Consider the following 12,103-nt stretch of genomic DNA (forward strand, 5'->3'; position numbering starts at 1 on the left):
CAGCAAGATTCTAGATGATTCAAGAGTTTGTGCGAAGGACAAATTCCTTCATGACCGCCTCAGACGTGCAGCGAAGAAGCCATCGATACCGTCGAGCTGGCTTTCTGTCCCGAAATGCGCGGGCGTCGTGCGTAAAAATCCTTCCGCCGTGACAAAATGCTCCGCCCCAGGCAATTCCTCCGGGAGGATCGGGTCGAGGGCGATTCCGGCCTGCTTGCCGAGAACATCCCTCACCAGCTCCTCACCTTCGGACGGGTCCAGAGAGCAGTTCGAGAAGACGACGATACCGCTTGGATGGATGAGCGTAAGCGCGCGCTCAAGCAATCGTCTTTGCAGGTCGGCAAGCTTTGCAATGTCTTCGGGTGTCTTGGTCCACGGCACGTCGGGATGGCGCCGCACCGTGCCCGTGGATGAGCAGGGTGCATCAAGCAGAACCGCATCAAATTTGCGCTCCGGCTCCCATGAGAGCACGTCCGCCTGTACGATCTCGGCCGAAAGGCCCAACCGGTCGAGATTGGCCTTGAGCCGCTTCAAGCGGCTTGCCGAAATATCTACGGCGCTAACCCAGGCGCCCTCAAGCGCCAGTGCTGCCGTTTTGCCGCCGGGTGCTGCGCAGAGATCTGCGACGAACAGGCCCTCAACATCGCCCAGCAGCCGGGCAGGCAGGCTTGCCGCCGCATCCTGTACCCACCAGGCGCCTTCCGCGAAGCCCGGCAGTTCCGGTATCGGAGAGGGTAAGCGATCGAGCCGCACCGACCCATTGGGCAGCACGCGGCCGCCCAGCCGCTCCGCCCAAAGGGCGGGATCGGATCTCACCGTGAAATCGGTAGGAGCTTCGAGGCGGTGGGCCTTCAGGATCGCGTCGGTCTGATCATGGCCATAAACGGCCTCCAGCCGTTCGGCGAACCAGGCCGGTGCATCGCGGGTGTTTTCCAGTGCCTTCGGCAGTTCATGCTTGCGGCGGGCGAGGTTGCGCAGGACCGCATTCACGAGACCGGAAAAGCGCGCCGCACGCGGATCTGCCTTGGCCTGTGTCACCGCGAGGTCTACCGCGGCGCTATCCGGCACGTCGAGAAAAAGGATCTGCGCCGCACCGACATGCAGAATATGTGAAAGCGAGTGAGCATTGGGCGGCAGTGGCCGGTCGAGCCTCCTGCCGACAAGCTTCTCGATCGTACAGCGGTGACGCAGCGCGCTGATGAGGATTGCCCGTACAAGCGCCCGGTCCCGCTGCTCAAGGGAAAGATATTGGGGATGGCCATGCTCGTTGTCGGTGAGAGCGTCAAGCGGCGTGCGCGCGTCTATGACGGCAGCTAGGAGCTTCGCCGCTGTTCTTCGAGCATCGAGGCCGGGTTTATCTTCAATCGCGGGGCGAGCGGAAGCTGGCCTTTTTCGCCTCGGCTGAACGCCTTGGGCTTCGCCCCCGCTCACGACCAGGGGCCCTTGCGGGCACGACTTGCGGAGCGGCCCCAAGGCCCGTCGGCGCCGGGCTCATCCTCTCGCAGAGAAGCAGGCGGTGCATTGCCGAATTCGCCCGCCATGGCCTGAAGCGCGGCGATGCGGTTTTCCGTATTGGGATGCGTTGAGAAGAGATTATCCATGCGCTGACCCGATAGCGGGTTAATGATGAAAAGATGCGCCGTTGCCGGATTGCGTTCGGCATCGACATTGACGACGCGATGCGCGGCGCGGGAGATCTTGGCCAGCGCAGAGGCAAGCCAGAGCGGCTGACCGCAGATTTCCGCACCTCGGCGATCCGCGGCGTATTCGCGCGTGCGGCTGATCGCCATTTGCACAACCATAGCCGCCAGCGGCGCGACGATCATCGCGACAAGGATGCCGATAAAGCCGAAAGGATTGTTGTTGTCACGGTTGCCGCCGAAAAAGAAGGCAAAGTTGCCAAGCATTGAAATCGCGCCGGCCAGCGTGGCGGTAATGGTCATGGTCAAGGTGTCGCGGTTCTGTACGTGCGCCAACTCATGAGCCATAACTCCCGCCACTTCCTCAGGGGTCAGGCTATGAAGCAGGCCGGTGGTCGCGGCAACAGCTGCGTTCTGAGGATTGCGCCCGGTTGCAAAAGCGTTCGGCTGCGGATTGTCGATGACGTAGACGCGCGGCATCGGCAATCCTGCTCTTTGCGCAAGATCGCTTACGATGCGGTAGTATTCCGGTGCGCTGCGTTCGTCCACCTCGACAGCATGGTGCATCCTCAGCACCATCTTGTCCGCATTCCAGTAGCTGAACAGGTTCATGGCCGCGGCGATGACCAGCGCGATCATCATTCCGCCGCTGCCGCCGATGAGATAGCCGACGGCCATGAACAGCGCCGTCATGAACGCCAGAAGCATTGCCGTGCGAATCATATTCATCCGAGGACTCCGTAACTCACCAATCGCTCCCGAGTATGGCTTGAGCGATGCGTTTGCCTATATGATGGGAGCGAAACCTTTCATATTCAACAAGTGCCGCGCTGCTGCGAGAGGACAAGTCATTGAAAGAGGAATCGAGAGAAGAGGTCCCATCCCGTCGTGATCCCGCCACCCTGTCGCCGGCTGCCAAACGGGCTTTAGAGGAAGCGGAGGATCGGCGGAAACGCCGTGCCGCTCAGCAGGCCGACGCGCCGCGCGAGATCGGTGGGCGCGATGGGCCGGATCCGGCCCGTTATGGGGATTGGGAGGTGAAGGGAATCGCGACCGATTTCTGAGAAGGAATGGGAAGGGATGCTTGCTGGCCGGCGAGAATAGGAATATGATCCTATTCATGTGGACTCGCTTGTTTGCTCCCCTTGCAATCGCGTTCTTTGCCATCAATGTGCCGCCGCTCTTCGGGAGCGAGGTGATCCCCGGCCCGATCCACGCGGAGGTCGTCCGCGTTATCGATGGCGACACCTTCGTGGCGGAGGCGCATGTGTGGCCGGGACAGAAGATTACGGTGAGCATCCGTATTCGAGGCGTGGATGCGCCTGAGATAAGGAGCCGTTGCAGCCTGGAAAAAGCGGCGGCGCTGAATGCACGCGACGAACTCGAAGCCTTGATAGGCGGCACGGTGGTCCATATCCGTAATATCAGCGGCGACAAGTATTTCGGGCGCGTACTCGCGGATGTGGCCACGGTACAGGGTGTGCCCGTGGGCGGCAGCCTTGTGAAACAGGCGCTGGCCAGGACCTATGACGGCGGCCAGCGCGTCAGCTACTGCGGCTGAACGACGTTATTCTTCGTCGTCCTCACGCTTGGAGCGCAGAGAGGAGAGCTTGGCGAAGACGGCGTCGGCGTCGAGTTCCTTCTCCTCGGGCTCGTCACGGCGAGTATCCTCTACCGGCAGCTTTTCCGTTTCGGCGGCTGGCAGAAGCGTATCGCCAGCGGGCGAAGGCGGCGGGGCGTGGCGGGCCGCGCGGCTTACCTCCAGATCGAGGTCGATTTGGGAGCACAGCCCGAGCGTTACCGGGTCCATCGGCGTGAGATTGGCCGAATTCCAGTGTGTCCGGTTGCGGATTTGCTCGATGGTCGATTTGGTGGTGCCGACGAGGCGCGAGATTTGCGCGTCCTTGAGCTCCGGATGGTTACGCACAAGCCAGAGAATGGCGTTCGGCCGGTCCTGACGCTTGGACAGCGGCGTGTAGCGCGGCCCCTTGCGCTTGGTCTCGGGCACGCGAACCTTTGGCTCAGAAAGCTTCAAGCGGTAGTTCGTGTCAGCCTCGCCGCGGGCGATTTCCTCGCGCGTCAGCTGCCCGGTGATCACGGGGTCCATGCCCTTGATGCCCTGCGCCGCGTCGCCGTCGGCGATCGCACTCACTTCCAGCGGGTGAAGTTTGCAGAACTCGGCAATCTGGTCGAAGGTCAGCGCCGTGTTGTCCACCAGCCAGACGGCGGTTGCCTTCGGCATAAGAAGCGTGTTGGCCATCGCAAAATATCCTGTCTTCGCCCGCTTCCCTAGCGCGGGCGGTGGTTACTACCACCGATGTATGGGAATGGCGGTTATATAGTTCCATTCCGCCATCGAGGCAAGAAAACTTCGCAGTGCATTGAGCAAATCCGTCATCGGACTTTCATCGTTCCGTCACGACGCTGCAATCCTCGTCCTCCAATAGGCAGTATTCCAACCGATTGACGGAGATGGGGATGGGACGTCCTTCACTGCTTTACGCGCTTGCCGCAACGCTTTCGCTTTCAACTTCAATTCCCGCGTTCGCGCAGCAAGCTTTCAACCGCATTGCGACATTTCCGGTCGCCGAGAACCTGCCGGCCGACATGGACCCGGCGACTCCGACCTCGTCGGAAATCATCACCGCAAGCGAAGACGGCAACATCCTCATCTATTCCGACAGTCCGCTGGGCGCTGTCGGCTTCGTTGACATCAGCGACGCCAAGGCACCGAAAGCCGGCGGCGTGATCAAGGTGGAGGGCGAGCCAACCTCCGTCACGGTGCTGGGCGGCAAGGCTTTCGCGGCCGTCAACACCTCGGAGAGCTATACGAATCCCTCCGGCAAGCTGCTCGTGATCGATATTGCCGCGAAGACGGCCGAAGAGGCCTGCACGCTCGCCGGCCAGCCGGATTCCATCGCCGTCAGCAAAGACAAGCGCTTCCTCGCGATCGCCATCGAAAACGAGCGCGACGAGGATGTGAACGACGGCGCCATCCCGCAGATGCCGGCGGGTAGCCTGCAGATCGTGCCGCTCGCGGACGGCATGCCCGATTGCGATGGCATCAAGACCGTGGATGTAACCGGCCTTGCCGAGGTGGCGCCGGAGGATCCCGAGCCTGAATTTGTCGCCTTCAACGAAGCGGGCGAGATCGCGCTGACGCTGCAGGAGAACAATCACATCGTCATCGTCTCGGCCGAGACCGGCGAGGTTGTCGGCCATTTTTCCGCCGGCAGCACGAGTGTCGAAAAGATCGACATGCTCGACGACGGCGCGCTGCGCTTTGACCAGAAGGCGGAAAACCTGCTGCGTGAACCCGACGCCGTGAAGTGGCTCGACAATGATCGCCTCGTGGTCGCCAACGAAGGCGATTACGAGGGTGGCTCGCGAAGCTTCACCATCTTCTCGTCGGCAGGCGAGGTGCTCTACGATTCGGGCGCCGACCTGGATCAGCAAGCAGCCCTCGTCGGCCATTATCCTGACAAGCGTTCCGACGCGAAGGGCGTAGAGCCGGAAGGCATCGAGGTCGCTACCTATGGCGGCCAGCAATACATATTCGTCGCTGAGGAGCGTTCTTCGCTGGTAGCGGTCTACCGCGACACGGGTGCCGCGCCGGAGTTCGTTCAGGTTCTGCCCTCCGGCATCGGGCCGGAAGGTGTCGTCGCCATTCCCCAGCGCAATCTGCTGGTGACCGCCAACGAGACGGATCTGGTGGAAGATGGCGGCGCTCGCTCGCATGTAATGCTCTATGAGCTCGGCGAAGGCGCGCCTGTCTATCCGATGATCAGGTCGGTCATGGTCGACGGGCAGCCGATCGGTTGGGGCGCGCTTTCCGCACTCGCGGCCGACCCGTCGCAGCCCGGCCATCTCTACGCGGCCTCCGACTCGGTCTATGGCGGCGAGCCCGCCGTCTTCGTGATCGACGCTACCAAGACGCCCGCCGAAATCACGCGCAAGATCGTCGTCAAACGCGGTAATGCCCCAGCTCAGAAGCTCGACATCGAAGGTCTCGTGGCGGATGGCGAGGGTGGCTTCTGGCTTGCTTCGGAGGGATATAGTCAGCGGCTCATCCCGCACGCCCTCTACCATGTGGATGCGGACGGGATGATCGATGAAGAGATTGGTCTTCCCGCCGAGCTTCTGGCGCATGAAGAGCGCTACGGCTTCGAGGGCATCACCATCGTCGGAGAAGGCGAGGATCGCATGCTGGTGATGGCTGTCCAGCGTGAGTGGAAGGACGATCCCAAGAACCAGGTGAAGCTTGTTGCCTACAAACCCGTTTCCAAGGAGTGGTCGGCCGTGCGCTACCCGCTCGATGCCGCGGAGAAGGGCTGGGTCGGCCTGTCGGAGATCACCGCCCACGGAGGCGCGCTGTACATCATCGAACGCGATAATCAGATCGGTACAGCGGCCAGGAACAAGCGGCTGTACAAGGTCGCGCTCGACGGCTTCAAGCCGGCTCCGCTCGGCGGCGACCTGCCGGTGGTGGAGAAGACGCTTGTCCGCGACCTGATCGAGGACATCCGCTCCGCCAGCAACGGCTATGTCGTGGACAAGGTTGAAGGCTTCACCATTGATGCCGAAGGTCAGGCCTATTTCGTCACCGACAATGATGGCGTGGACGATTCCTCAGGTGAGACGATCTTCGTCAACCTTGGCCGGCTGGATGCGGTCAATTGAGCCTGGTCAGGGGTGGTGATCGTCACCACCCCTGCCAACCCTCGATTGGTGCGCCTCAGCTCGTGCTGTTCTTGCGGGGCAGGATCCGCGTGAAATGCCCCATCTTGCGACCGGGCCTCGCCTCAGCTTTTCCATAGAGGTGAAGCAGGAGGTTGGGCTCAGTGAGCAAGGCTGGCGCCCGCTCTTGCTCCGCACCGATCAGATTTTCCATTATGCAATCGGAATGACGTGTCGTGCTGCCCAGCGGCAATCCGGCAATGGCCCGGATGTGCTGTTCGAACTGGGAGATAGTGCAAGCTGCCTCCGTCCAGTGGCCGGAATTATGAACCCGCGGCGCCATCTCGTTCACGAGGAGCGACCCATCGCCAAGCACGAAGAATTCGACCCCGATGACACCTACATAATCGAGCGCGGAGAGAATGGCGTAGGCGGCTTCTCTGGCCGTTTCCGCGGTTTCGTTGGAAATAGCGGCTGGAACTTTCGATTGATGCAGAATTCCGTTGCGGTGCAGGTTTTCCGATGGGTCGTAAGCGGCCAAGGCACCATCCAACGCACGCGCGGCGATTATGGAGATCTCCCGTTCGAATGATATCAGCCCTTCAAGAATGAGCGGCACGCCGCCCATGGCGGCCACCACTCCTTCGGCATCGCCTGGCCCGGCTCCCCTGAAGACGCGCTGGCCTTTGCCATCATAACCCAGACGTCTGGTCTTGAGCACGCCATTGCCATTGAAGCGGGCGAGCCCCTGAGCCATTTCCTCGTCTGTGTTGACGGAAATGAACGGGGCGGTCGGAATACCGACGGTGTTAAGGAAAATCTTTTCCGCCAAGCGATCTTGTGCGGTTTCAAGCGCTTCGGCCGAGGGATAGAGCGGAACGCGGTCGGCAAGGGAGCGTGCCGCCATCACGGGCACGTTCTCGAATTCGTATGTTACCACATCACTGAACTTGGCAAGTTGCTCCAAAGCCCTGCCGTCGTCATAGGCAGCGACGATGAGATGGCTCGCCACATCTCCTGCCGGGCATTCCTCGTCCGGCTCCAGAACGACCGTGAAGTAGCCAAGGCGCGCGGCAGCCATGGCGAGCATTCGCCCGAGTTGGCCGCCGCCGACGATGCCGATCGTGGCACCAGGCGCAAGCGGCTGGCTCATGCCTCGTCCACAGGGCGTTCGGCAACATCGGCAGCCTGGCGTGCACGCCAGGCGTCGAGCCGCGCGGCAAGCGCTTCATCGGAAAGAGCCAGCACCGCCGCTGCGAGCAATGCCGCGTTAACGGCGCCGGAGCGGCCGATGGCCAAGGTCCCTACCGGGATGCCGGCCGGCATCTGGACGATGGAGAGGAGCGAGTCCTGGCCAGACAAAGCCTTGGATTGCACAGGTACGCCGAAGACAGGAAGCGATGTCAGGGCCGCCGTCATGCCCGGCAGATGCGCAGCGCCGCCTGCGCCGGCGATGATCACGCGAATGCCCTCCGCCTTGGCGCCCTTGGCGAAGGCATAGAGCCTATCTGGCGTGCGATGCGCCGAGACAATCCGCACGTCATGGGAGATTTCGAGCGTTTCAAGGATATCTGCCGCATGCCGCATGGTTTCCCAGTCCGACTGGCTCCCCATGATGATTGCGACATCAGCCTTTTGCCGATCCATGCAGAAATTCCATTAAAGTTACACAATCCGGCCGTAGCCCAGCGCGGGCCAATCGGCAAGCCAGGACTCAGGCGATAATATCGGGAATGATCCTGTCTTCGAGCTCTTGAATGCGATCTTTCAGCGCAAGCTTCTTTTTTTTCATGCGCTGAATCTGGAGGGGGTCGCAACCGGAGGCGATCATCGCGTTTATCGCAGCATCGAAATCGGCATGGTCTTGCTTCAACCGGGCAAATTCTAGACGGATTTCGGCCTGTTCCTGTTCCGAAATGCTCACGATCTGATTTGACTCCGGCAAAGGATGCGGCGCTTTCGCCGACGCTGCTTTAAAGTGGCCCCAACCCTCATTTTTTATCACATTTCAGGGCGGGGATAAATGCTAACCCTTTAACATTCGACATCCGCGCCTGATGGTGGCAGACTGTCAAAGTACCGTCATGGAACAAGGGCGGGAGCATTCCGGGCGGTTCACTGGGAACCAAGGAAGGAGGCACCCATGTCGCTTGAATCCCATCTTGATGAGCTCCAGCGGAAGCACATCGACCTGCAGCGCGAGATCGACGATGCGATGACGCATCCCTCCGTCGATCCGCTGGAGATCGCCAAGCTGAAGAGACGCAAGCTGGCCATAAAAGACGAGATGGAAAGGCTGAAGGAGGTCGAAACGCGGCACTGAACCGCGATCGGCCCCGGTTTTCCAAAGGACATTGCGCGTTCCCGCGCCGTTAAGAAGGGTACGCCGGATTCTAAGAGTTGAACGGGCCAGTCGACAACGACCTAGCCCGTTCATTCCGCAGCTTGCGCCTTCCCCTCTTTCATTTCCTCCCTTTCCTCTTCGCCGACCTCCGACCTTGGATCGAGCATGATACTCTGGGGTGTTGCGGCGGGTTGCGCCGCGGGGATTGTCTGGAACATTTCCCTTTCCTGAACCGGGACGGGCGCCCGGCGTGAGATCCGCACGAAGGCGTAAATCGTGATGCCGAGGTGAGCCCCCGCGGTTGCCAGAAAGAGGCTTTCCGGCCGCAGCCACTGCATGAACATGCCGGCAAAGATCGGCCCTGCCATGGTTCCGATGCCGTAGAGGAGCAGCAAACCGCTGGATATCTTTACAAAATCGGTTCCGGACGCATGGTCATTCGCATGGGCCACGGAGATTGGATAAAGCGAATAGGCAAGCAGGCCATAAAGGCCGGTCATCGTGATGATGACGCTCCCTATCCGCGGCGCGGTGACAAAGATGGCAAGCGCAATGAGCGCTGCCCCCAGCGAGCAGCCAGCGAGCACGAACCGGCGGTCCGTATGATCGGAGATGCGCCCCATCGGCATCTGCGCAATCGCACCGGCGATCACTGCTATGCTCATCATAAGCGCTATCTGAAATGTGGATATTCCGACCTCCGCTCCATAGACGGCACCTAACGTACCCCAGGCGCCATTGGCGATGCCGATAAGAAGGCATCCCCAAACGGCCACCGGCGAGTGAGCATGCAGGGTTCGGAAATCGAGTTTCACGTCCGCGAGCGGCGCGGGCGTGACCGCTGTTGAAATGGCTGTCGGCAGCAGCGCCAGGCAGAAGAATATACCGGTGAACATGAAGAGGATCGGCGTCCTCACATCGCCGAGCGTGACCACCAATTGGCCTATCGTGATGGAGGCGTAGGTAACCATCATATAGAGCCCGAAAACCGTTCCACGCGTTTCATTTGTCGAACGCTCGTTCAACCAGCTCTCGATCACCATAAATGCACCCGCCATGGTGAAGCCGGTGAAGGCGCGCAGGACGAACCATACGATCTCGTCGATCCAGATGCCGTTGAGCAGGGCAACGATCGCTCCCGTCGCGGCGAATGCGCCGAAAGCACGCACATGGCCAACGCGGCGCACGAGGCGCGGTCCCAGATAGCAACCGGCAATGAAACCTCCCGCCCAGCCGCTTCCTAGCAAACCAAGCGCGGTTGTGGAAAAGCCTTCATACTGGCCGCGCAAGGGGATGAGCAGGCCGAAGAGACCTGAGCCGCCCAGAAGAAAGGCGGTTCCTAGCAGCAGGGCAATGATCGATCCGACGGAGGAAAGCATGGGAAGGCCCATCTCTTGCCGGCTGCCGCGATTACGGCCCCCGAATTAAAATGAGTGACCGGTCAGCTGGGCCGGAAAAGCGCCTCGGCCGCAGCCTTGGTGGAGCTCTTGGAACTCAGTTCCTGTTCCAAGCGTGCGATTTCGTCCTGGAGCAGGCTGATGGTCCGCTTCAGCTCTTCCACTGAAAGGGTCGAAAGGTCCTGTCCGATTGTGTATAGGGGTGGCCGTATAGCCGCTTCCTCATCCATAGTCGCTATCCGCATTCTTTGCTGCAAGCGCAATGACAATACATAACGGGCCGGACGCGAGGCAACGCATTCCTGCCGACGCAGTTGAGGAAGAATTGCAAAAGAAGGCTTTGCTATGACGTCAGACGAGATCCCCGACAAGATGACGGCAGTTGCTATCACCGAGCATGGCGGCCCGATGGTGCTTAAGCCCGAAGAGCGGCCGGTGCCCAAGCCAGGTTCTGGCGAGATCCTGATCAAGGTGAGGGCTGCGGGCGTGAATCGGCCGGATGTGGCGCAGCGCAAGGGCGTCTACCCGCCGCCGCCGGGGGCCTCTGATCTGCCTGGGCTTGAAGTCTCGGGTATCGTCGCCGCCACCGGAGAAGGCGTGGAGCGGTGGCACGTGGGCGACGAGGTCACCGCGTTGACGCCGGGTGGCGGTTACGCCGAATTTTGCGTGGTCCATGAAACCAATGCGCTTCCTATCCCGCATGGGTTCACCTTCACGGAGGCTGCAGCCCTGCCTGAGACCTTCTTCACAGTTTGGCACAATGTTTTCGAGCGCGGGGGACTTAAGGCCGGCGAGACGCTCCTGGTCCATGGCGGTACGTCCGGCATCGGAACCACAGCGATCCAGGTCGCGAGCAATTTCGGCGCAAGAGTGATCGCGACGGCCGGTTCTGCCGAAAAATGCGAGGCGTGCCTGAAGCTGGGAGCCGCTCGCGCAGTGAATTACCGCGCAGAGGATTTTGTCCTGGCCGTGAAGGAGGCGACCGAAGGACGCGGCGCGGATGTCATTCTCGATATGGTGGGGGGCGACTATATCGACCGGAATTACGCCGCCGCCGCAATGGACGGGCGCATCGTGCAGATCTCGCTTCAAGGCGGATCAAAGGCAGAGGCGGATTTTTCCAAGCTCATGGTAAAGCGCCTCACCCATACCGGGTCCACTCTTCGCCCGCGCACCATCAAGTTCAAGGCCCATATCGCCGCCGAGCTCGAAGCGCATGTCTGGCCGCTGCTTGCTGCACGCAAAGTGGCGCCGGTGATGGACACGATCTTTCCGCTGCGCGAGGCCTGGAGGGCGCATGAGCGCATGGAGGAAGGCGCCCATATCGGCAAGATCGTGCTCGATGTGGTCTGAGTGGTGCTTCCGCCCTGGCTGTGCGCGTGATAAGGCCGGCGCCCATGAGCCGATTTATCATTCTTCTGGGCGGTGAGATCCGACCTACCCCTCAGCTGCTGGAGCAGGTAAAGGGTGCACGGGTCATAGCTGCCGATTCCGGCATGCTGCATGCCCAGACGCTCGGCCTGCGGCCGGAACTCTGGGTGGGCGATTTCGACTCCCACCCGGATCGCCTGATTGAGGCCTTTCCGGACGTTACGCGCGAGATCTATCCTGCCGACAAGGACATAACGGATGGAGAGCTGGCCATCAGAGCAGCCCTCGTTCGCGGTGCTACCTCGTTGGTGCTTGTCGGCGCTTTCGGAGGCGCGCGGCCGGATCATGCGCACCTGCATCTTGCCTTGGCGCTGAAGCTGGCCGAGGAGGGTGTGTCCGTTCTGCTGACGAGCGGCAGCCACGAAGGGACCCCGCTCCTCAGCCGGCAGCGCTATATTTTTGGCTATCCCGAGGGCACGCTCTTTAGCATTCTTGCGTTCACGGAACTTTCGGGCCTCACCGTAGAGGGCGCGAAGTGGCCGCTCAGTTCGGTTGACGTTTCTTTCGGCTCCTCTCTCGTTTTATCCAACATCGTGCGCGGCGAGCTTGCGGTGACGCTCAAGCGCGGTCGGGCGGTTCTCGTCGCCGACTTCCTAGCAGACGGAAACACCTGA

Annotated in this window: 14 protein-coding genes; 6 read left to right on the plus strand and 8 right to left on the minus strand. The window is 61.0% G+C overall.

From position 1 onward, the window contains the following. Window positions 1-48: 48 nt before the first annotated feature. Together GNP00_RS16665 and htpX are read right to left on the minus strand one after the other, a co-directional pair. The gene (locus tag GNP00_RS16665; RefSeq protein ID WP_011582730.1) at window positions 49-1,431 is read right to left on the minus strand and encodes an RsmB/NOP family class I SAM-dependent RNA methyltransferase; all 1,383 of its coding nucleotides are present in this window, start codon (window positions 1,429-1,431) and stop codon (window positions 49-51) included. Further along, window positions 1,428-2,369 carry a zinc metalloprotease HtpX gene (htpX, locus tag GNP00_RS16670; protein ID WP_011582729.1) on the minus strand — a complete coding sequence of 314 codons (942 nt, stop codon included), beginning with the start codon at window positions 2,367-2,369 and terminating at the stop codon, window positions 1,428-1,430. Before htpX ends, GNP00_RS16665 begins: the two co-directional genes overlap by 4 nt. Window positions 2,370-2,491: 122 nt before the next feature. Between htpX and GNP00_RS16675 the strand changes: the two genes are divergently transcribed. Next, a complete protein-coding gene (locus GNP00_RS16675) occupies window positions 2,492-2,704 on the plus strand; it encodes a DUF1674 domain-containing protein (protein ID WP_011582728.1) in 213 nt (70 codons plus the stop codon). Between the two features lie 56 nt (window positions 2,705-2,760). After that, window positions 2,761-3,201: a thermonuclease family protein gene (locus tag GNP00_RS16680; RefSeq protein ID WP_011582727.1), complete on the plus strand. Its 441-nt coding sequence runs from the start codon at window positions 2,761-2,763 to the stop codon at window positions 3,199-3,201. A 6-nt stretch (window positions 3,202-3,207) separates the two neighbouring features. Here GNP00_RS16680 and GNP00_RS16685 read toward each other — a convergent pair whose 3' ends face one another. Beyond that, a complete protein-coding gene (locus GNP00_RS16685) occupies window positions 3,208-3,900 on the minus strand; it encodes a DUF1013 domain-containing protein (protein WP_011582726.1) in 693 nt (230 codons plus the stop codon). A 218-nt stretch (window positions 3,901-4,118) separates the two neighbouring features. On the opposite strand from GNP00_RS16685, the gene GNP00_RS16690 reads away from it, so the two are divergent. After that, window positions 4,119-6,320, plus strand: a complete 2,202-nt coding sequence (locus tag GNP00_RS16690) for an esterase-like activity of phytase family protein (RefSeq protein ID WP_166016169.1) — start codon at window positions 4,119-4,121, stop codon at window positions 6,318-6,320. 55 nt (window positions 6,321-6,375) lie between these two features. On the opposite strand, the gene GNP00_RS16695 is transcribed toward GNP00_RS16690, so the two are convergent. The 3 genes from GNP00_RS16695 to GNP00_RS16705 form a co-directional block, all read right to left on the minus strand. Continuing rightward, entirely contained in the window at window positions 6,376-7,470 is a 1,095-nt protein-coding gene (locus tag GNP00_RS16695) for a 5-(carboxyamino)imidazole ribonucleotide synthase (protein ID WP_011582724.1), read from the minus strand. After that, window positions 7,467-7,964: a 5-(carboxyamino)imidazole ribonucleotide mutase gene (gene purE / locus GNP00_RS16700; protein WP_011582723.1), complete on the minus strand. Its 498-nt coding sequence runs from the start codon at window positions 7,962-7,964 to the stop codon at window positions 7,467-7,469. Before purE ends, GNP00_RS16695 begins: the two co-directional genes overlap by 4 nt. A gap of 67 nt (window positions 7,965-8,031) precedes the next feature. Then, on the minus strand, window positions 8,032-8,235 hold the full coding sequence (locus GNP00_RS16705; protein ID WP_041545658.1) for a YdcH family protein: 204 nt from the start codon (window positions 8,233-8,235) through the stop codon (window positions 8,032-8,034). 225 nt (window positions 8,236-8,460) lie between these two features. Between GNP00_RS16705 and GNP00_RS16710 the strand changes: the two genes are divergently transcribed. After that, window positions 8,461-8,640 carry a YdcH family protein gene (locus tag GNP00_RS16710; RefSeq protein ID WP_011582721.1) on the plus strand — a complete coding sequence of 60 codons (180 nt, stop codon included), beginning with the start codon at window positions 8,461-8,463 and terminating at the stop codon, window positions 8,638-8,640. A gap of 110 nt (window positions 8,641-8,750) precedes the next feature. On the opposite strand, the gene GNP00_RS16715 is transcribed toward GNP00_RS16710, so the two are convergent. Together GNP00_RS16715 and GNP00_RS16720 are read right to left on the minus strand one after the other, a co-directional pair. Beyond that, complete coding sequence (locus tag GNP00_RS16715; protein ID WP_041545657.1) at window positions 8,751-10,040, minus strand: MFS transporter; 1,290 nt, start codon at window positions 10,038-10,040, stop codon at window positions 8,751-8,753. Window positions 10,041-10,102: 62 nt separating this feature from the next. Further along, a complete protein-coding gene (locus GNP00_RS16720; protein ID WP_246259124.1) occupies window positions 10,103-10,303 on the minus strand; it encodes a DUF1192 domain-containing protein in 201 nt (66 codons plus the stop codon). Window positions 10,304-10,430: 127 nt separating this feature from the next. Between GNP00_RS16720 and GNP00_RS16725 the strand changes: the two genes are divergently transcribed. Together GNP00_RS16725 and GNP00_RS16730 are read left to right on the plus strand one after the other, a co-directional pair. Beyond that, on the plus strand, window positions 10,431-11,411 hold the full coding sequence (locus GNP00_RS16725) for an NAD(P)H-quinone oxidoreductase (protein ID WP_041545655.1): 981 nt from the start codon (window positions 10,431-10,433) through the stop codon (window positions 11,409-11,411). A 44-nt stretch (window positions 11,412-11,455) separates the two neighbouring features. After that, window positions 11,456-12,103: a thiamine diphosphokinase gene (locus GNP00_RS16730; RefSeq protein ID WP_011582717.1), complete on the plus strand. Its 648-nt coding sequence runs from the start codon at window positions 11,456-11,458 to the stop codon at window positions 12,101-12,103.

The sequence above is a fragment of the Chelativorans multitrophicus genome (genome assembly GCF_011317445.1).
Classification (GTDB): Bacteria; Pseudomonadota; Alphaproteobacteria; order Rhizobiales; family Rhizobiaceae; genus Chelativorans; species Chelativorans multitrophicus.

Excerpts from the sequence above, each read along its gene's own strand:
- GNP00_RS16685 (WP_011582726.1), bottom strand. The coding sequence starts at position 3,900 with ATGGCCAACACGCTTCTTATGCCGAAGGCAACCGCCGTCTGGCTGGTG.
- GNP00_RS16715 (WP_041545657.1), bottom strand. The coding sequence starts at position 10,040 with ATGCTTTCCTCCGTCGGATCGATCATTGCCCTGCTGCTAGGAACCGCC.
- GNP00_RS16710 (WP_011582721.1), top strand. The coding sequence starts at position 8,461 with ATGTCGCTTGAATCCCATCTTGATGAGCTCCAGCGGAAGCACATCGAC.
- GNP00_RS16680 (WP_011582727.1), top strand. The coding sequence starts at position 2,761 with ATGTGGACTCGCTTGTTTGCTCCCCTTGCAATCGCGTTCTTTGCCATC.
- GNP00_RS16720 (WP_246259124.1), bottom strand. The coding sequence starts at position 10,303 with ATGCGGATAGCGACTATGGATGAGGAAGCGGCTATACGGCCACCCCTA.
- htpX (WP_011582729.1), bottom strand. The coding sequence starts at position 2,369 with ATGAATATGATTCGCACGGCAATGCTTCTGGCGTTCATGACGGCGCTG.
- GNP00_RS16725 (WP_041545655.1), top strand. The coding sequence starts at position 10,431 with ATGACGGCAGTTGCTATCACCGAGCATGGCGGCCCGATGGTGCTTAAG.
- GNP00_RS16690 (WP_166016169.1), top strand. The coding sequence starts at position 4,119 with ATGGGACGTCCTTCACTGCTTTACGCGCTTGCCGCAACGCTTTCGCTT.
- GNP00_RS16730 (WP_011582717.1), top strand. The coding sequence starts at position 11,456 with ATGAGCCGATTTATCATTCTTCTGGGCGGTGAGATCCGACCTACCCCT.
- purE (WP_011582723.1), bottom strand. The coding sequence starts at position 7,964 with ATGGATCGGCAAAAGGCTGATGTCGCAATCATCATGGGGAGCCAGTCG.
- GNP00_RS16695 (WP_011582724.1), bottom strand. The coding sequence starts at position 7,470 with ATGAGCCAGCCGCTTGCGCCTGGTGCCACGATCGGCATCGTCGGCGGC.